The 18710-nt window shown below is 46.2% G+C and carries 15 protein-coding genes; 4 read left to right on the top strand and 11 right to left on the bottom strand.

Going from position 1 to position 18710, the window contains the following annotated elements:
- Positions 1 to 12: 12 nt before the first annotated feature.
- The 8 genes from ligA to AC5EF3_RS03590 form a co-directional block, all read right to left on the bottom strand.
- Entirely contained in the window at positions 13 to 2382 is a 2370-nt protein-coding gene (ligA, locus tag AC5EF3_RS03625; RefSeq protein WP_493547054.1) for an NAD-dependent DNA ligase LigA, read from the bottom strand.
- Between the two features lie 21 nt (positions 2383 to 2403).
- Entirely contained in the window at positions 2404 to 4107 is a 1704-nt protein-coding gene (gene recN / locus AC5EF3_RS03620) for a DNA repair protein RecN (protein WP_493547053.1), read from the bottom strand.
- A gap of 79 nt (positions 4108 to 4186) precedes the next feature.
- Positions 4187 to 4969, bottom strand: coding sequence for an outer membrane protein assembly factor BamD (locus AC5EF3_RS03615; RefSeq protein ID WP_015826260.1), 783 nt, complete (start codon positions 4967 to 4969; stop codon positions 4187 to 4189).
- Between the two features lie 138 nt (positions 4970 to 5107).
- The gene (lpxC, locus tag AC5EF3_RS03610; protein WP_493547052.1) at positions 5108 to 6064 is read right to left on the bottom strand and encodes a UDP-3-O-acyl-N-acetylglucosamine deacetylase; all 957 of its coding nucleotides are present in this window, start codon (positions 6062 to 6064) and stop codon (positions 5108 to 5110) included.
- Positions 6065 to 6277: 213 nt separating this feature from the next.
- Positions 6278 to 7684 (bottom strand): cell division protein FtsZ, encoded by a 1407-nt coding sequence (ftsZ, locus tag AC5EF3_RS03605; RefSeq protein ID WP_015826258.1) that lies wholly within the window; start codon positions 7682 to 7684, stop codon positions 6278 to 6280.
- Positions 7685 to 7906: 222 nt separating this feature from the next.
- Complete coding sequence (gene ftsA / locus AC5EF3_RS03600) at positions 7907 to 9202, bottom strand: cell division protein FtsA (protein WP_015826257.1); 1296 nt, start codon at positions 9200 to 9202, stop codon at positions 7907 to 7909.
- 2 nt (positions 9203 to 9204) lie between these two features.
- Positions 9205 to 10086, bottom strand: coding sequence for a cell division protein FtsQ/DivIB (locus AC5EF3_RS03595; protein WP_015826256.1), 882 nt, complete (start codon positions 10084 to 10086; stop codon positions 9205 to 9207).
- Positions 10074 to 10982 (bottom strand): D-alanine--D-alanine ligase, encoded by a 909-nt coding sequence (locus tag AC5EF3_RS03590; protein ID WP_015826255.1) that lies wholly within the window; start codon positions 10980 to 10982, stop codon positions 10074 to 10076. Before AC5EF3_RS03590 ends, AC5EF3_RS03595 begins: the two co-directional genes overlap by 13 nt.
- Positions 10983 to 11394: 412 nt before the next feature.
- Between AC5EF3_RS03590 and AC5EF3_RS03585 the strand changes: the two genes are divergently transcribed.
- Both AC5EF3_RS03585 and AC5EF3_RS03580 read left to right on the top strand, forming a co-directional pair.
- A complete protein-coding gene (locus AC5EF3_RS03585) occupies positions 11395 to 13446 on the top strand; it encodes a TonB-dependent receptor (RefSeq protein ID WP_493547051.1) in 2052 nt (683 codons plus the stop codon).
- Positions 13447 to 13659: 213 nt separating this feature from the next.
- Complete coding sequence (locus AC5EF3_RS03580; RefSeq protein ID WP_493547050.1) at positions 13660 to 14121, top strand: glyoxalase superfamily protein; 462 nt, start codon at positions 13660 to 13662, stop codon at positions 14119 to 14121.
- Between the two features lie 21 nt (positions 14122 to 14142).
- Here the strand turns inward: AC5EF3_RS03580 and murB are convergent, their stop codons facing one another.
- Positions 14143 to 15060, bottom strand: coding sequence for a UDP-N-acetylmuramate dehydrogenase (murB, locus tag AC5EF3_RS03575; protein WP_493547049.1), 918 nt, complete (start codon positions 15058 to 15060; stop codon positions 14143 to 14145).
- 332 nt (positions 15061 to 15392) lie between these two features.
- On the opposite strand from murB, the gene rsgA reads away from it, so the two are divergent.
- Positions 15393 to 16469 (top strand): ribosome small subunit-dependent GTPase A, encoded by a 1077-nt coding sequence (rsgA, locus tag AC5EF3_RS03570; RefSeq protein ID WP_493547048.1) that lies wholly within the window; start codon positions 15393 to 15395, stop codon positions 16467 to 16469.
- Between the two features lie 67 nt (positions 16470 to 16536).
- Here rsgA and AC5EF3_RS03565 read toward each other — a convergent pair whose 3' ends face one another.
- Positions 16537 to 17097 (bottom strand): carboxymuconolactone decarboxylase family protein, encoded by a 561-nt coding sequence (locus AC5EF3_RS03565; protein ID WP_493547047.1) that lies wholly within the window; start codon positions 17095 to 17097, stop codon positions 16537 to 16539.
- A 162-nt stretch (positions 17098 to 17259) separates the two neighbouring features.
- On the opposite strand from AC5EF3_RS03565, the gene AC5EF3_RS03560 reads away from it, so the two are divergent.
- Complete coding sequence (locus AC5EF3_RS03560) at positions 17260 to 17703, top strand: hypothetical protein (RefSeq protein ID WP_493547046.1); 444 nt, start codon at positions 17260 to 17262, stop codon at positions 17701 to 17703.
- 6 nt (positions 17704 to 17709) lie between these two features.
- Here AC5EF3_RS03560 and AC5EF3_RS03555 read toward each other — a convergent pair whose 3' ends face one another.
- Positions 17710 to 18651: a hypothetical protein gene (locus AC5EF3_RS03555; protein WP_493547045.1), complete on the bottom strand. Its 942-nt coding sequence runs from the start codon at positions 18649 to 18651 to the stop codon at positions 17710 to 17712.
- Positions 18652 to 18710: the final 59 nt, after the last annotated feature.

Raw genomic sequence — 18710 nt, 5'->3', positions numbered from 1 at the left:
CGGCTCCCTTTTTTATGCGCTGATCATATCCAGCCAAGCTTGTTCTGTGAGTACAGTCACACCTAAATCCTGTGCTTTTTTCAGCTTGCTTCCAGCCCCTGGACCAGCCACAACATAATCTGTTTTTTTCGAAACAGATGACGCCACTTTCGCGCCCAAGGATTGCGCCTTAGATTTCGCTTCATCGCGAGACATAAGCTCTAGGCTTCCTGTAAAAACAACAGTTTTCCCAGCCACTGCGCCGTCTGTTTGGATCGCTTGAGCAGCTTCTATCTCAATTTCAGCAAGTAATTGGGTCAGCATGTCCTGATTATGAGGTTCCATAAAGAAATCAATCAGCGCTTCAGCTGAGACATCGCCCATGCCATCAATATTGGAAATGGCTTTAAAGGCAGATGCGGGTTTGGTGTCATTGGCTTTTAAAAGCTCATTTCGAAACTCTTCCCAATTGTCATAACGTCTAGCCATGGCTTCACATGCTGCTGAATTGACGCCTTTCATTTGCAAAGCAGGGATCTGGCCCGATAGATTTGGCTCTAAGCTTGCGGGCGGCGTTTCGGGTAGGCCATTTTCTTCCACAAAGTTTAGGATATTTTCTAGCGTCGTGTCACCGATGCGATCAATGCTGCTCAATTTAAGATAAGCTGGCCCCGGACGCGCATCTATGGCGGCGTGCATGGCTGTTTGAAAAGCATCAAAAGATAAGAAATTTTGTGCGAGCAAACCAGAATTTGTTTGGCCGACATGCTGAATACCCAAGCCAATCAAAAAACGCGCAAATGGGATTTGGCGTTTTGCATTGATGGCTGCGAAGATATTTTCAGAACTGGTTTTACCAAAACCTTCCCACTCTTCGAGCGGCGGAAGGTTTAGTTCATAGATACGTTGTTCAAGCTGAAAAATATGCTGTGGGGCAGTCACCACGCCTTTATCAAAGAATAATTCGATTTGCTTGGCACCAAGACCGTCAATATCGAGCGCTTTGCGGGATACAAAATGCTTGAGGCGTTCTTTTGCCTGAGCTGGACAAATTAACCCACCCGTACACCGCCGACGCGCATCCTCCTCACCTTTTTCATCCATTTCTCGCACAGCATGCGATCCACAAGCGGGGCATGTGGTTGGAAATTCATATGGTTTTGAATGGTTTGGGCGATCCTCTTCGATAACACGAACAATCTGCGGGATCACATCGCCAGCCCGCTGGATGACAACTTTATCGCCCACACGAATATCTTTGCGCGCGATTTCATCTTCATTATGCAGGGTGGCATTGGAGACAACAACGCCGCCAACTGTAACAGGCTCTAATTTGGCAACAGGTGTGAGGGACCCTGTGCGCCCGACTTGAATTTCAATTTCACGCAATATGGTTGTGGCTTGTTCAGCCGGAAATTTATGCGCGATAGCCCAGCGCGGAAAACGCGAGACAAAACCAAGACGCGCCTGCCAATCTAGCCTGTCGACCTTATAAACCACGCCATCTATATCATAGCCAAGGCTGGCGCGATCATTGGCAATTTGATTATAAATCTCGATCAATTGGCTTGCACTATCAGCACATTTCATGAGTGGATTGATCGAAAATCCCCATTTGGAAAATGCTTCAACAGCCCCCATCTGGTTGACAGAAAATTCTTTTGATGTGTCGCCCCATGCATAAGCGAAAAACCTGAGCGGACGCGATTTTGTGACCTCAACATCGAGCTGACGCAATGACCCCGCCGCCGCATTGCGCGGATTGGCAAAAGTTTTACGACCCGCCGCAGCTTCACGTTCATTCAATGCAGCAAAATCTGCATGAGACATGTAAACTTCGCCGCGAATTTCGATGCGTTCGGGCCAGTCATCCCCTTCGAGCGTATGGGGAATATCGGCAATGGTTTTAAGATTGGCGGTAACATCTTCTCCAACACGCCCATCTCCGCGCGTGGCACCGCTGATGAGAACACCATTTTCGTATAAAAGATTGGCCGAGAGGCCATCGATTTTGGGCTCAGCTGTCACGCGCAGCTCAACGCTATCATCCATGCCAAGATAACGCCGGATACGGCCCAAAAACTCTGAAACATCCTCGTCTGAAAATGCATTATCCAAAGAGAGCATTGGCTGTAAATGCGTGATTTTTGCAAAGCGCCCAGAGGGTTTGACACCCACACTCTGGCTGGGGCTATCTTGGGCAACTAATTGGGGAAATTCGCTTTCTAATGCCAATAAATCCTGACGAAGCGCATCATAATCCGCATCGGATAAGTGCGGGGCATCATGCTCGTAATACGCGCTATCGGCTTGGCGGATTGTCTCTGCAAGCTCTTCCCAGCGCTCGCGCGCTTGATCGAGTGTGAGGCTGGCAGGCGAAGAATCAGAAGATAAATTGCTCATACCAGCCATATACTATCCCGATTAAGCGCGCGCTAGCAGTCTTGTGGCAGCAGCGCGTGCTTCTTGTGTAATTTCTGCGCCAGCCAACATACGCGCGATTTCTTCCTGACGTTGATTACTTTGCAACACGTCAATCGCGGTTTCAATAGACCCTTTCTTGGCTTCACTTTTAGAAATACACCATTGCGCATCTGCCATTGCCGCCACTTGCGGGCTGTGTGTAATGGCCAAGACCTGACGCCCATTGGATAATTGCAATAATCGCTTCCCAATTGCCGCCGCCACCGCGCCGCCAACACCAACATCTGCTTCATCAAAGATGAGTGTTCCTGCCTGACCATCGCGCGCCAGACACACTTTAAGAGCAAGTGCAAAGCGCGCCACCTCACCGCCCGAAGCAATTTTATGCAATGGACCAAATTCAGCCCCCGGATTTGTACGCACTTCAAAGGCGATACGATCACACCCTGTCGGCCCAGCCTCTTCAGGTGCAATTTTATTCAGCATGACCCGAAATTCAGCTTTTTCCAGCTTGAGCGGCCCTAATTCCTTTTTCAATGCTTTGGATAAAGCATGCCCTGCTTTTGTACGCTTTACAGATAAATTCTCACTTGCAGCAATAAAGGCTTTTTCACCTTCAAATTCAGCTGTTTTTGCTTTGAGCAAAGCCTGATCGGAATGAACAATTTCATCCAATTGCATGCGCATACGTTCACGCACAGCGGCAAGCTGATCCACATCGACATCATATTTTCGAGCCGCCGCCCGTAAAGCAAATAATCGCGTTTCTGAATTTTCCAGATCCGATGATGAAAAATCAGATGCAGACCTCAAACGCGATACACTCTCATAGGCCTCGCTAGCCTCTATCAAGGCGCGCTCTAATGCATCCGCCGCCTCAGATAGTTGAAGTTTTAAGGGGGCGTCATCAGGACTTTCCACGACAGCGGGCATAGAAGAGGCTCGCCCTAAAGCGCGCGAGGCAGAAGATAAAACTTGCGCCGGATTGGATTTATCTAATTGTTTCAAGGCATCTTCGACAGCCTGAGCGACTTTTTCAGCTGATTGTAATTCAAGTCGCTCTTTCGCGAGCGCTTCAGCTTCGCCCTCATGCGGATCAAGCTTGTCTAATTCATCCACGGCAAATTCAAGATATTCACGATCAGCCTGTGCACGTAATAACCGACCCTCAACAGCTTTTCGAGCTGCGATTGCTGCACGCCAAGCATCCCATGTATCAGCACAAGCTTTGAGTTCTTTTTCCGTTTCAGCGAATGAATCCAATAATTTACGATGCTGCGCAACCGCCAAAAGGCTTTGGCCTGCATGTTGGCCGTGAACTTCAACCAATAATTCGGACAAGGACTGCAATAAACGCGCGCTTACAGGCGCATCATTGAGATACCCTTTGGCTGATCCAGAGCCGCGCAAAATCCGGCGAATAACGATGGCTTCATCGCTATCTACATCAATATCATTATCTTTCAGGATCTGACGGACCGGATGATTAGCCGGTGGATCAAAAGTGGCTATCACGGTGGAGGATTGGCATCCCGCCCGAATGGCCCCTTTCGCCGTCTTCGCGCCCAAGGCGAAGCCTAAAGCAGCGAGCAAAATTGACTTACCTGCACCGGTTTCACCGGTCAGAGCGGTAAAGCCCGTATCCAGATCAAGATCGAGGGTACGAACTAAAACAAAATCACGTATGGAAAGTGCTATCAACATAAGCCTATGGATAACACATCTGGAACAAAAACAGAACTAAAAATGTTCCGCTTTTGTTTCTTTTTTGCAGTTTTGCTGTTTAGCTCTGCTTAGAGCCGTATTTTTCCATGAGTTTATAGCTGTCTCTATACCAGCGGCTCGACGGGTAATTATGCCCTAAAACAGCGGCTGCAGCTTGAGCTTGTCCGACAAGACCAATGGATAAATAGGCTTCAACCAATCTGTGCAGCGCTTCTGGTGCGTGCGTCGTGGTTTCATATTCATCTACAACACGTTTAAAACGATTTATGGCAGCAAGAAATTCGGATGATTTGAGATAATAGCGGCCAACTTCCATCTCTTTACCAGCCAATTGATCCCGCACCATATCAATTTTCAGTTCGGCATCACGCGCATATTCTGTTGTTGGGTAACGGCGCACGACATCCTGAAGCGCACTTAACGCCAATTCAGTCCGACCTTGATCACGCCCGACATCTGTAATTTGATCGAAATGCGAAAGCGCAATCAGATAATAAGCATAAGCTGCGCTTTTTGAACTTGGGTATAATGCTGTGTATTGGCCGGCACTTGCCTCTACTTCTGCATATTGTCTGGATTTGTATTGCACATAGGCCGTCATAAGCATTGCGCGCTCAGCCCATTCTGAATATGGGTGCTGGCGTTGCACTTCCTGAAATTCGAGAGCGGCGCGGTCCCATTGCTTGCGATCAACACTGCGGCCGGCTTCATTATAAAGCTGCTCAACTGGTTTTTCGATATAAGCCAAATCTTTTTTACGGTCAGATGACGAACAGCTCGTCATTATCAATGCAGATGCACTAATAGTCACAAGCAAAAATGTGTTGCGTTTATTCGCCATCGTTCAACTCCATACAATCTGACGACTTGTCTACCCCACAGGCGCGCGCGCGCCAAGCTTTAGAAACAAGAGAGTGTGCAGTTTCTTGCTTGTCAGCCATTTATGGCAGAATTATAGGAAAAAAATACGGAAATAAAACTAGAAGACAGCGGGTGCGATCATGTCCGCATCAATTTTTTTCAAGCCAGCTGCATACATGGGTGCAGGTTCGGATACACGTACTTCATCGCTAACCCATTCCCAAGCAGATGTATCAGCCAATAATGCACGCACGAGCTTGTTGTTTATCGCATGTCCGGGACGGTCGCCCTCAAACACACCTGCGATTGCGCCACCTGCAAGGAAGATGTCACCAATAGCATCCAAGATTTTGTGACGTACAAACTCATCTGCGACATGCAAACCTTCAGGGTTCAAGATTTTGTCCCCTTCTAGCGCAACAGTATTATCCATGGATGCACCCCGTGCGAGGCCCATGGATTTCAATTTTTCAAAATCACTTGTAAATCCAAATGTGCGCGCAAACGCCAAATCACGTGCAAAGGCACCAGGTGTCAGTTTGAATGTATAGCTTTGCTCACCAATTGCGGCGCTATCAAATTCGATACGCACGCGCAGCTCGAACGGTGCGCCAACTGTTTTAGAAGGTATCAAACGTGCAAATTTATCGCCTTCGACAACTTCAATCGGTTTTAGGATACGCAAACGACGGCGCGGCTCTTTCAATTCTTTAATGCCAACATGCTTCATTAATTGGCAATACAGACTGGAAGACCCATCCATAATTGGCATTTCTGGACCATCGATTTCAATAACCAGATTATCAATGCAAAGACCTGAACATGCAGCAAGTAAATGCTCAACAGTGGATACAGTAACACCAGCTTCATTCGCCAAAGTAGTGCCCAGCTGAACTGTGGTCACATTTGTACCAATGGCTTTGATCTCATTATCTTTGTCAGTAATATCAGTGCGTACAAACACAATTCCAGTATTTGCTTTGGCAGGCTTAAGCACCAATCTCGCGCGTTCTCCAGTGTGTACACCTATGCCGGCACAAACGGCAGGTCCTGCTAGAGTTTTTTGATACGCCATACTGTAACCTTCTGGAATGTACTCTACAAAACACAGATTCCTCTGCGTCGATCCAAGAAGTACAATATTGTACTTGATCGCCCTAAACTCAATTAAACGATTGTTTCGGGATGTTGCAATTTATCATGTTTACATAAAAAAACGTCCTTATATCAATACATAAGGACGTTTCAAATTGTAATATTCACCAAGAAATTATAGCAAATTATATTTCTAGTTGTTCGCAGAACGCCTCAAGAAAGCAGGAATCTCAAGCTCATCTTCTTCATATTCATCTGCATCTTGCTTAGCTACAGCTTCACCTTCGCTCTTCTCATCGCCGCTTGAAGATTTACCCCATCCAAAAAGAGAATTTCTTCCACCTTTAGAAGCGACCTCACTTTGAGGCTCAGGCTCTTCTTCGGCTACTGCTTCATCATCAACGCTTTGCGTGTCGTCAAATTCTTCAGCGTCCGACGCATCGTCATCCGCATCATAACTTGGGCGGCGATTGATAATTGGAGGCGCAGCTTTTGGTTCTGCTTCATCTATATTTGCGTCTTCTGCAGCTTCTTCAACGTCCTCGACCGCAGGTGTTGCATCTAGAGCAGCAGAAATAGCATCAGCAGCTGTTGGTTCGTTTTCGATTGTGACAGGCTGCGCAAAAGGACGGCTTGGCATATCCTGCTTGCCATTCTCGTCATATGTAATGCCAGTTGCTACGACTGACACACGAATTTTACCTTCAAGAGAGTGATCAAAAGTTGATCCAAGAATAATCTGCGCGTCAGGATCAACTTCCTTGCGCACTTCATTGGCTGCTTCATCCACTTCATACAATGTCATGTCATAACCACCGGTAATGTTGATCAACACACCTTTGGCACCCTTCATGGACACATCATCAAGCAATGGGTTTGCAATAGCAGCTTGAGCCGCCTTCAAAGCACGATGTTCACCATCGGCTTCACCCGTTCCCATCATAGCCGCTTCCATGCCGGACATAACCGTACGCACATCCGCGAAATCCAGATTGATCAGACCCGGCATAACCATAAGGTCTGTCACACCGCGCACACCTTCATACAAGACTTCATCAGCCATGGTGAAGGCATCAGCAAATGTTGTGTTTGCATTGGCGATGCGGAAAAGATTTTGGTTTGGAATAATGATTAGTGTGTCGACGAAATTACGAAGTTCTTCAACACCCTGATCCGCAATCATCATGCGGCGCTTACCTTCAAAATCAAAAGGCTTGGTGACTACGCCAACAGTGAGCACGCCCATTTCCTTGGCAACACGCGCAATGACCGGAGCTGCACCCGTTCCGGTGCCGCCTCCCATGCCTGCTGCGATAAACGCCATGTGTGCGCCTTCAAGCTGAGCTTTGATTTCTTCGATTGATTCTTCGGCAGAGTCCGCGCCAACTGATGGTTTGGCACCCGCACCTAGACCTTCAGTCGTTTTCATTCCCAGCTGAACTTTGTGGTCCGCCTGAGATTGAAGCAACGCCTGACTATCGGTATTTGCTACGATGAATTCCACGCCCTGAAGCTTGGATTCGATCATGTTGTTAACGGCATTGCCTCCGGCACCACCGACTCCAAAAACGATTATACGTGGTTTCAACTCTACCGGCATGGTGCCGCACCTCGTCAGAAATATAGCCAGAACGATCCGTACCGATAAAGTATTGGCCGTCCATAGGGGATCTTACTCATCAAACTAAGCAAATATGCCTAAGTGCAAGTTAACCTGTTACAGTATTTCTGCAATAACTTTTACGTTTATCAGACGAGACAACGGGTATTATCTCCCAAAATTAGGAAATACTATGACGAAGCCGAAAAAATTTATGCGTTTCTAGAAATTTTCACGTAGCCAATTCGTGGCTTTTCGGAAAATGGATGCGCCAGTCGGTGCGACTCGCATCTTGCCTAGCATTGGCGCAACAGCACCTGCACCGCCACTCATTTCCCATTTCAGCAGACCTGAAACAGCAGAGAATGTTGGCACTTGATAGGTTTCACCAAGACCGGTCACCCGTGCAGGACGCGCCATACGAACAGGTGCGCGGAAGACTTCTTCAGCCACATCTCGAATACCCGGCATTTGGCTCGCGCCACCAGTAAGTACGATACGTCTCGGCAACGGCCGGTATTGTGCAGACGCTTTGGATAAGCGCTTTTCGAGCAATTCCAGCATTTCTTCAAAACGTGGACGCAACATATTTGTCAATTCAGCTTTTGACGTGGTTCCAGCTTCAAGCCGACCATCTTCACCCAACCTTGGCGCATCTACCACATCAAAGGCATGCACTTGGGTGAGCGCCACAGCGCCGTGTAGTGTTTTTAAACGTTCAGCTGCCGCAAATGTTGTACCTAAGCCTTGCGCCAAATCTGATGATGCACGTGACCCACCAACAGGAACACTGTCCAGATAAACAAGGTTTCCTTCATAGAAACACGCCGCACTGGTAACGCCGCCGCCCATATCAATGACAGTTGCACCCTGCTCGATCTCATCTTCGACAAGAACAGACAAGCCAGCAGCATAAGGAGAAGCCACGATAGACACAGGATTTAGATGTGCGCGCGTGACGCACTGCGCAATATTTTTCAGCGGTGCAGATGGACCAGACACGACAAGCATTGTCACCGTCAACCGTGTCGCAATCATACCACGCGGATCTTTAACACCGCCCGCGCCATCAAGGCCAAAGCCTAAAGGTGTGGCATGTAAAATTTGGCGATCAGGTGCTTGATAGGTTGAAAGTGCAGAATTTATCGCATCCCGCACATGCATTTGGGTGATTTCACGATTTCCAACATTCACACCGCCTTCAAGATAATTGCTCTTGAGGTTAGGGCCAGAAATCCCCAGCACAATATCTGTAATTCGAGTATCAGCGGCGCGTTCAGCTTGCTCGACTGCAACACGGATAGAGCGCTCAAGCGCATCCATATCCGTCACCGCGCCATTTTTTACGCCGCGTGACAGCTGATGCCCAGCCCCAACGACGTGGACACTTTTACTGCCTTCAGCATTCTTGGAAATCAAACATGCAACTTTGGAGGAACCAATATCTAACGCCGCCAAGAATGGCGGTTTGCCAGCAAGTTTATCTCGCATTGTTATTCGGCTAGCCAAAGTCGACATAATTAAGCCCCCCCGGACTTGTCATCTATTTGCGAACTCTGATCATAGGCAGCACGTGCTTCGCCTAAACCAACCGCAAATCTTTCTAAGTCTCTCGCATCAATACGCGTGACTTCTGAATCTTCTGCTAACACACCGGTGGCTTCATCTAAATTATAAACGGCAAGCAAAGCTTCATCGACTTGTGCATCTTCAGGCAAAGCAATTTCAAGACCGCTATCTAAACGCAGATCCCAACGGCGCCCACCAACACGCATAGCCACTTCCAGATGTTCTGAAATTTGCGGGTGTAATTTTAATTGTGCGAGCAATTCTGGAGCAGCATATCCACCTGCCGGTCCGACAACACGCGGTAGCTCGACATATTCAGCTGGATCTTCACCATCCATCGGTTTTCCAACCTGATCGACAACTTTCCACTCGCCATCTGTCTGCCAGAGCGCCAATGGACGACGATTTTCCGCTAGAATCCATATGTCATTGGGCCATTGACGCAGTACGCGCACTTCAGAAACATTTTCGACGCTCGCTTCGATACGCTCTTTAATAACGAACGGATCAGCACGGAACATGTTTGAATCAACAGGAATAGCGACCGCATTTAAAACATCTGCTTTTGTGCGTGGGTCTAATCCTTCAATCGAAATTTTCGTAACTGTAAATCCAGCAGATTTAGCCGTAGCGTCCAGTCCACCCTGAATACGTTCATCAATGGATGCTAAAGATCCGCCCATCCACGCCGCAACAGCAACCATGACGGCTCCAGCTGTGACTGTCCCGAAAGCATAAGTAGACAATTGTTCCGTCAATATCGTTGCCGGTACAACTTCTTGAGGCTTTGCCTGCCTCTTACCTTGTTGTGACTTGCTTCTCACCTGTGACATGAAGCGTCCTCTATCATCCAACGTACCAGCTTCTCATAACTAATGCCCTTATGCGCTGCCTGTTCAGGTACAAGCGAAGTCGGGGTCATGCCTGGCTGGGTATTTGTTTCTAATATTACCAATCTTTTTGTGTCGTCATCATACCGAAAGTCAGAACGTGATACGCCGCGACATCCTAATGCATCATGAGCGATAAGCGCGGCATCAAGCGCGGCTTGTGTCACTGCATCAGATATTTCTGCAGGAATTACGTGTTTTGATCCTCCCGCCTCATATTTGGCTGAGTAATCGTAATAATCTCTTAAAGTCGTGATCTCTGTGACCGCTAAAGCTTCATTTCCCATGACTGATACGGTTAATTCTCGTCCAGGAATGAATTGTTCGACTAAAACAGAGTCGCCAAAGCCCCATTTAGGATCAAGTAATTCTGCTGGTGGGCGATTAGCCCCTTCAGGCACAATCAACACACCAAAAGAAGACCCTTCTGCAATAGGTTTTACAACATAAGGCGGCTTCATCACATGTTCTGCGGCAACATCTTCTTTTGCATAGACGCCGCCCTCAGCGACAAGCAGCCCCATACGCGCATAAACATTGCGAGATTTGGCTTTGTCCATTGCTAAAGCTGAAGCCAAAACACCTGAATGCGAATAAGGTATCTCAAGAATTTCCAACAGCCCCTGTACGCATCCATCTTCTCCATAAGGACCATGCAGCGCATTCAACACGACGTCTGGATTTGCTTCTTTTAGCTGATTGGATAAATCACGCGTGATATCTATTTCAACAACGTCGAAACCTTCATTGCGGGCAGCTTGCGCCATACCACGGCCAGACGATAACGAGACTTCTCGCTCCGATGACCATCCACCCATTATGACTGCTACGCGATTCATTCTTTGATCTCCTTGGACCTCAATTCTGGCCTCTTAAGGTTAAACAAACCTGCGCGAAAATACATAAAATTTGATCTATTTTTCTAACCACATACTATAATTTATAAATATCATTAAAAATCATACTCTTAACAAAAAATTACATCCGCTTAAGAATTGCAAAACATTGCGATAAACACCTACAAAACACCATTTTTTGTTACGTCCGCCCCTCCTGATGGTTAAGAAACGCTCTTCAACACGAAATTTGACCTAAGCTAAGCCACAAAAAGTCAGGAAATTGTGAGAACTTGCGTTTTAGAAATTGTGTTCCGACCCAATATACATTACAGAAAATTAATCTAGTTGACAGAATCAAGCTACATGCGTAACACAGATGCTACTTAGATAGTTATTTCGCTAAAGGTTTCATATGTCCAGCTTCAAATATATTGCCGGTTTGGCAGCTTTATGTCTGACGACACCACACACCTTTGCGCAAAACACACCTGCCCAGCAGACCTCATCATCTATCTATAAATTATCAGATTTCATCCAATTTGCACCGCGAACTGCTAAAGATCTCATCTCGAATGTTCCCGGATTTAATATTGTTGAAGCAGACCAAAAACGCGGACTCGGACAGGCGGGTGGAAATGTTCTTATCAATGGAAAACGCATTTCAACCAAATCTAGCAGCCTGCAAGATATTCTTGATCAAATACCCGCATCGAATGTTATCCAAATTATCGTAGATGATGCATCCTACTTTAATATACCGGGCCTTTCTGGAATTATCGCCAATATCGAAACCCAATCAACGGGCTTTAAAACTCAATGGGAATGGAACCCTGTGTTTCGTAATCACCGAAGCGCTTCTCTGTCGGCTGCCAAAATGACAATGACAGGACAAAAAGGCCCTTTTGATTTCAATTTATCTCTAGAGAACGCAGCCAGTAGAAATAATAGCCGTGGCCCCGAAGAATTACGCGATAACAATGGTGTATTGTTCGAAAGACGCGATGAATATTTTCATTATGATGAAGATGCTCCTTCAATATCCACTTTCATCGGATATGAGAGCCCGACAGGAAACCTCGGCTCACTTTATATCAATTATGAAAAGGAAGACTGGGCTTTTACCGAATGGTCTAAACGCATACCCATAAATGACACCGCTTACCTACATATTTTCACCGAGTCAGAGCAAGAAACAATAGCTGAAATTAACGCTGATTATGAGTTTGAAATTGCTGGTGGACGGTTAAAACTCATTGGCCTTCATGGTATAGAAGAAAGCCCTTATTTTAATCAGATTCATACAGCCTTAAATGATACAGATTTTGAAAATGGTCGCGCTTACACAAACACCGACACAGAAACAGAATCCATTCTTCGCAGCGAATATTCTTGGTCTGTTGATGGAAATAAGGATTGGCAAATATCGGCTGAGACAGCTTTCAATACTTTAGAAAGCAACAGTCTTGAATATAGTCAAGCAGTGGACAGCCCCAAATTCGAGGCATTGGAAAACACGGCAACATTCGACGAAGTCAAAGAACAACGAGCTGAATTAAACATCACTTACGGAAGCCCGATCTCGTCCAAGATTAATCTACAATCTTCTTTGGGTGGTGAGTATTCACAGATCACACAAACGGGAACTGGCGAATCTGAGCGTTCATTCTTCCGCCCTAAAGGATTTCTAAATCTCAGCTATGTGCCTAAAGACGATCTGACATTCACCACGCGGTTGGAACGCCAAGTTGGTCAACTCAATTTTGGTGATTTCATAGCCTCTCGTGATATTGCAGAAGGCAATGACAACGCGACCAACACAGATATAGTGCCTGAACAATCATGGAAATTGATGCTAGAAATGACGAAACAGCACGGCCCCTATGGGTCTGTCACTTTGGTGGTTTCAGGTGAACAAGTTGAAGATATTGTTGAACAAATTCCCCTTGATGCTTTTAGCGAAGCTCCCGGGAACCTTGATTCTGCGCAACGTTTTGAAGCCGAGATATCTGGCACGTTTAAATTCGAGCCCTTAGGAATTAACGGCCTCAAACTCGATTACCAAGCAGCCGCATATGATTCCAACCTTAAAGACCCTCTGACCAATAATGACCGTCGCATTGGCGGACAAACAATGTCTGATGTCGAATTTGATCTACGCTATGATATTCCCAATACAGATTGGGCAATTTATGGAAATTACCATCGCGTCAGATCGACTTTTGACCCTCGCCTCAATCTAAACGTTCGCGAATATAACGACATTCCTTTCACAAAAATAATCCTCGAGCATAAAGACATATTCGGCATGCAAGCCGCTTTGGGTGTTCGTAATCTTGGAAACCAAGAAGAAAGCCTGTTTAAAGAAATCTATGTCGATCGCCGAGATGGGCCCGTCAAACGCACTGAATACCGCACGCGCAGATATGAGCCATATGTTACATTTTCTCTGAGGGGTGAATTCTAACGCATATTTGACAATCTAATATTTCCAAATTAAATGGCAGCAAGGTCCATGCAGCCTGCCGCTCGTTGGTTTATGCCATTGGTGAATTGCTTGGTCGGGTAACCGATCTTTTTCTTCAGAGCCTTTCCCGTTTTCGGGGCCTTTCATCAGGCGGTCTGTTGGTAATACGAGCACCAGCTTTAATTTGACCGCGTTTTAAAAGGATTTCGTCTCATGAAGACATCTTCTAAACGCCTACCCTCCACGATTTCTGGTGCAAAAGAGTTTGCCAAATCTTTGCGCCGATCGCATGCAGAAAACCATACACCCATTTCACATTCCAAAGCGCTGGAATTAGCAGCACAAAAATTGGGATTTGTTGATTGGAACACTGCAGCGGCGCGGCTGAGCAATCGACCTAAATTTGAACCTCAAATTGGAGATATGGTCGAGGGCAATTATCTAAAACAACCATTTACCGGCACGATTTTATCCGTTCGCATGATGGGCGGCGGTAGCCATTATCAAATCAGTGTACATTTTGATGAAGCTGTTGATGTGGTGAGTTTTGACTCATTTTCAGCCTATCGTCAGCGCATCAATATCACCCTTGATAGTGAAGGTATGAGTGTTCACTCTACAAGCGATGGCGAACCGCATATGACGATCCATAATACATTATCAGACGTGGTATAGACGCAATTCAGGCCGTGCTATTTATATAGCGCGGCCTATGCGTTTGATCTCCCAGCGCAGATCGACGCCGGAATTTTCTTTAACTTTGGCGCGCACCTTTTCGCCAAGCTCTTCAATATCAGCTGCAGTGGCATCGCCTGTATTGATCATGAAATTACAGTGCTTTTCAGACACCTGAGCACCGCCAACGCGCGCACCGCGCATGCCTGCTTCATCAATTAATTTCCAGCATTTGCGCTGGTCTGGCGTTCCGGGAGGGTCTGGATTGGCAAAAGTTGATCCGCCAGTCTTCTCACGGATGGGCTGTGCTTCTTCACGGCGTTTTTTTAAGGCTTCAATCCGCTCTTTGACAATGGCAGGCTCGATAATATTGCCCCGAAACAACGCTTCCACAAATATGAGATCTTCAGGGGCCTCACTATGGCGATAGGAATAACCAAAATCTCTGTTGACGAGTGTCACCCAATCGCCTTTGCGCGTGAGTGCAATTGCCTCGACCAACACATCAGCGGTTTCTTGTTCATAGCAGCCCGCATTCATACGCAAAGCGCCACCAATTGTACCGGGAACACCAGAGAAAAACTCAAGGCCGCTTAATCCAAACATCGCAGCCTTTTGGGATACTTTGCTATCAAGCGCAGCGGCACCTGCGACCAATTCATTGCCCTGCACACGGATTTTACCAAAAGCGGGCGTCAATCTAATCACAACGCCCTCTATGCCGCCATCGCGCACAATTGTGTTGGAAGCAGCACCTAGAACTGTGATGGGTATATCTTGGGGAAGCGCTTTTAGAAAATCAGCCAGATCATCTGGATCTGCTGGCAGATACAAGACATCCGCTTTTCCGCCCACACGAAACCATGTGAAGGGTTTTAGCTCTGCATCAGCAATCAATTTGCCGCGCACTTCAGGCATTTTAGAGATTAAATCAGTCATAAAAGGCCAATAGCGCGGTTTGCATTTGATGACTAGCTTTCATGATAAAATCCCAATTTTGATCGCATTTTTTATGCATTCAGCAAAATTAAATCGTCTTTGCAGCGATATGACTTACTTGAATTAAATCATGCATTATGCGAACTTGGTGTATCAGTTTGGAGATTTTATGTCCCGTTAAGGAAGGGAAGTATGAATGCTTCCCAATGCAAATTTGAATCACATGAGACCCTACCAACGATCGGTATCGGGATTGATCATTTGCAATCTCACCCTAAACGGACACGTATGCTCTGGCTATGCCAGCGGCAAACACATGAAAGCTCAAACGCATGACGCGTGATTATTCCCAATTTTTACCAAACCAATCCAAAGCCCAAAAAACAGAACATAAATTATCCACCCTAGACATATTAGGCTGGCAGCCTTTTTTTGCGCAGCAAGTGAGTGCTGAAGAAATATTAGAAACGCCGCCGGTGCGGATCATCGAAATCCATCGCAATAGTCTGCATGTGTTAGGTGAAGACATAGATACGCTCATCCCATCAGGACCGGATGCGACGGTCGGCGATTGGTTGCTTTATAATCCCAAATTACCAAATTCGAGCAAAGTCCTTGAACGCAAAAGCGTGTTTCAACGCCGCGCTGCTGGTACGGCATGGGATTTACAGCTCATCGCGGCCAATGTGGACACGGCCTTTATCGTCTCATCCTGCAATCAAGATTTTAATATTGCCCGCTTAGAACGCTATATCGCACTAGCGTTAGAGGCTGAGGTAACGCCAGTTATCATTTTGACAAAAATCGACCTGTGCGAGGATGCAACGCCCTATATTGAGCAAGCACAATCCATTTCTGATCTCGTCACGGTGGTTACCCTTGATGCGCGTGGAGATGAACCACAACAAAAGCTCGCGCAATGGTGTCGTCCGCGACAAACGCTTGTGTTTCTTGGTTCATCGGGTGTTGGAAAATCCACACTCACCAATGCCCTTGCGGGAAAATCAGATATAGCCACGCAAGCTGTTCGCGAAGACGATGACAAGGGCCGCCACACCACAACAACGCGGCAATTGCACATGTCCCCTCAAGGCTTCACGATTTTGGATACACCCGGCATGAGAGAGATACAGCTCACCGATGCTGCTGCTGGTGTAAGTGATTTATTTTCTGATTATCAAGAGATTGCACATCAGTGCCGTTTCAGGGATTGCAAGCATGAGACCGAACCGGGCTGCGCCATTCAAGCTGCGCTTGAGACTGAAGAAATAGACTCAGTACGCGTGGCAAGATGGAAGAAACTTGTCGCAGAAGAACAATTCAATTCATCCACTTTGGCCCAGCGCAAATCCAAAGATAAATCCTTGGGCAAGCTGATCAAACAAGTGAAAAAGAATAGCCGCAAATAAGATGAAGGCCGCTCCAAATTTCTGGAACGGCCTTTTTCAATTCTGAGTATTGAAACGATGGAGTGTTTTATCTTTCGTCTGGGTGAGTCCATGCAAACTTAGAAAAAGCATCGTCTACTGGTGTGTGAGCGACATGGTTTGTGTAGTTAGATAGCGTTTTATGCGCCAAGCCCAAAATCACATCCAAAACGGTTGTTGTGTCATAGCCATGCGCAAATAATGCTTGCGTTTGCTCGTCTGTAACCACGCCGCGCTGTGCCAGCATTTGACGGGTAAATTCTGCAAGGGCTTCAAGTTTGGCATCAGGAATAGTTTTACCTTCACGAAGCGCTTCAATTACATCGTCTGATACGCCTTGAGATTTTGCAATGCCTGTATGCGCTGGTACACAGTAATGGCAATTATTCTCATAGTTAATCACTTGCCAGACAACATTACGCTCATCTGTAGTCAATGAGTTGGAGCTGAACGCTTCTGCTAGGTATTTATAAGATTTTAAAAGCTCAGGGCTTTGCGCCATTGTCGCATATAAATTTGGCACAAAACCGTTGGCTTTTTGTGCTCCTTCCAAAATCTCTTTAGAGGCCTCAGGTGCAGTCTCTGCAGTGTGAAGTGTGTATTCAGTCATTATCGTCTCCTTAGAGAATATGAGTGCTGCCTCACTCATAGATAGTGTTGAATACTGTGGCTCAAAGCGGCGTCTTCCTCACTTTTGCGTGAAAATGACTCAAAGCTATGCTAGCCAATGGAATATCAAATAATCTCAACCATCTTATATGAGAGACATTTCATGAAACGTTCAGTGATAAGCCTGCTCACACCTTTCGCACTTCTTATTTCCTGCAACAGTCATGAAACACATAATTCAATGCCAAAATCACCTGCTCTGCCACCACCGCCTTTCGAAGCCCCAACAAACCCAGAAACCAAAGAAATAGATAATTTTTCTGAAAATGATTTGCTTGTCGGCGGGTATGCACCTGCTGATATCGAAGATGAAAGCGCAATTAAAGCAAAAGAAATGGTAATTGACGCGATTTATAAGAAATTTCCTACGCGGGCACTCGTCGACAAAGTTGAGATGCAGGTACAAGTCGTGGCTGGATTAAACTATAAATTCCGTATTGAAATGTCGGGTCCACAAGCTACGCGTGATGTTTTCTCTGGTGCTGTCTATAGAAACCTAAAAGACAGATTTGAATTGACCAGTTTGAACCAAATACATGGCAAATAATTCGTTTTAGGCTGCCACGGATACAAGCGTTCCCGGAATAGGCATGGCCGCTTTGACATCGCGTTCAAAGTCGATCACGTCTTCGAGCAATTCCTCAAACTCTTTGTCAGCCTCTTCAAACTCTTCACTTTTTTCTGCCTTATCTGGAATTGTGAAGACCGCTTTTTTCTTGGTGTGCTCAAACTCTAATTCGAGCAGTTTACTAAAACCTCGCACTTCATTGATGAAGTTCATATTGTCCATATAGGCAGCATATTGAGGTGAATCTTTTGCTTTCACCCATTTAATATCAACTTTTTCGACCTGTTCACTATATGCGGCCTGAGCGGCATTGCGTTGAGACGCCAGCGCACTGACAGAACTATCTGTTCCATCCATATTCTGCTCTGATAAGTCTACCCCGTTTTGAGCACTGCGTTCCGCATCTTCTACCGTGTTATCAATGTCATCTTTGGTTGGAGGCTGATCTTCTGCTTGTTCATCGGTTTCACTCGCGCTTGATATATTAGATCCCGCTGTCATAGTCGTCATGCTTGGAGCACTTTGACCGATTTCCCCCAAAGCTTTGGACGCATCAGAAAACATTTTCACGGCAGCTTTTAATTGCTTGGCAATTCGCCCCAATTGCCGCGCCATTTCTTTTGGGTCATTGGCCCATACTTCTTTGATAACTTTAAACTCTTCCCTCAGACGCTGTATATCTTCCCGCGCTTGGGTTTTCTTCCGTTGGAGCGCTATTTCTTCGGGATCGCCCTCAAGCTCACTCACGTCTTCATCCGTCTTGTTTGCATGAATTTGACTACGAATTATCGCATTAAATTCTTCTGGGGTTTTCTTGGAAAGTTGCGTTTGCGAAGTCTCAGAATTATTGGAATCACGTTCTTGCGTCTCGCCTATAATAGGCTGACGATAGAGGGTCGCATTCGACTGAACGATCAACAAACTCATAATAAACACTCACTTTGAATGTTTATCCAAACACATTTTGCTTAAATCCAGATGTAGCG

The organism is Hirschia sp. (assembly GCF_058892565.1).
The sequence above is the reverse complement of the archived record's forward strand: the minus strand, read 5'-3'. Positions and strand labels throughout refer to the sequence as shown.

What these genes read in the sequence shown, in the direction of transcription:
- ligA (WP_493547054.1), bottom strand. Translation starts at nt 2,382, where the DNA reads ATGAGCAATTTATCTTCTGATTCTTCGCCTGCCAGCCTCACACTCGAT.
- recN (WP_493547053.1), bottom strand. Translation starts at nt 4,107, where the DNA reads ATGTTGATAGCACTTTCCATACGTGATTTTGTTTTAGTTCGTACCCTC.
- AC5EF3_RS03615 (WP_015826260.1), bottom strand. Translation starts at nt 4,969, where the DNA reads ATGGCGAATAAACGCAACACATTTTTGCTTGTGACTATTAGTGCATCT.
- lpxC (WP_493547052.1), bottom strand. Translation starts at nt 6,064, where the DNA reads ATGGCGTATCAAAAAACTCTAGCAGGACCTGCCGTTTGTGCCGGCATA.
- ftsZ (WP_015826258.1), bottom strand. Translation starts at nt 7,684, where the DNA reads ATGCCGGTAGAGTTGAAACCACGTATAATCGTTTTTGGAGTCGGTGGT.
- ftsA (WP_015826257.1), bottom strand. Translation starts at nt 9,202, where the DNA reads ATGTCGACTTTGGCTAGCCGAATAACAATGCGAGATAAACTTGCTGGC.
- AC5EF3_RS03595 (WP_015826256.1), bottom strand. Translation starts at nt 10,086, where the DNA reads ATGTCACAGGTGAGAAGCAAGTCACAACAAGGTAAGAGGCAGGCAAAG.
- AC5EF3_RS03590 (WP_015826255.1), bottom strand. Translation starts at nt 10,982, where the DNA reads ATGAATCGCGTAGCAGTCATAATGGGTGGATGGTCATCGGAGCGAGAA.
- AC5EF3_RS03585 (WP_493547051.1), top strand. Translation starts at nt 11,395, where the DNA reads ATGTCCAGCTTCAAATATATTGCCGGTTTGGCAGCTTTATGTCTGACG.
- AC5EF3_RS03580 (WP_493547050.1), top strand. Translation starts at nt 13,660, where the DNA reads ATGAAGACATCTTCTAAACGCCTACCCTCCACGATTTCTGGTGCAAAA.
- murB (WP_493547049.1), bottom strand. Translation starts at nt 15,060, where the DNA reads ATGACTGATTTAATCTCTAAAATGCCTGAAGTGCGCGGCAAATTGATT.
- rsgA (WP_493547048.1), top strand. Translation starts at nt 15,393, where the DNA reads ATGACGCGTGATTATTCCCAATTTTTACCAAACCAATCCAAAGCCCAA.
- AC5EF3_RS03565 (WP_493547047.1), bottom strand. Translation starts at nt 17,097, where the DNA reads ATGACTGAATACACACTTCACACTGCAGAGACTGCACCTGAGGCCTCT.
- AC5EF3_RS03560 (WP_493547046.1), top strand. Translation starts at nt 17,260, where the DNA reads ATGAAACGTTCAGTGATAAGCCTGCTCACACCTTTCGCACTTCTTATT.
- AC5EF3_RS03555 (WP_493547045.1), bottom strand. Translation starts at nt 18,651, where the DNA reads ATGAGTTTGTTGATCGTTCAGTCGAATGCGACCCTCTATCGTCAGCCT.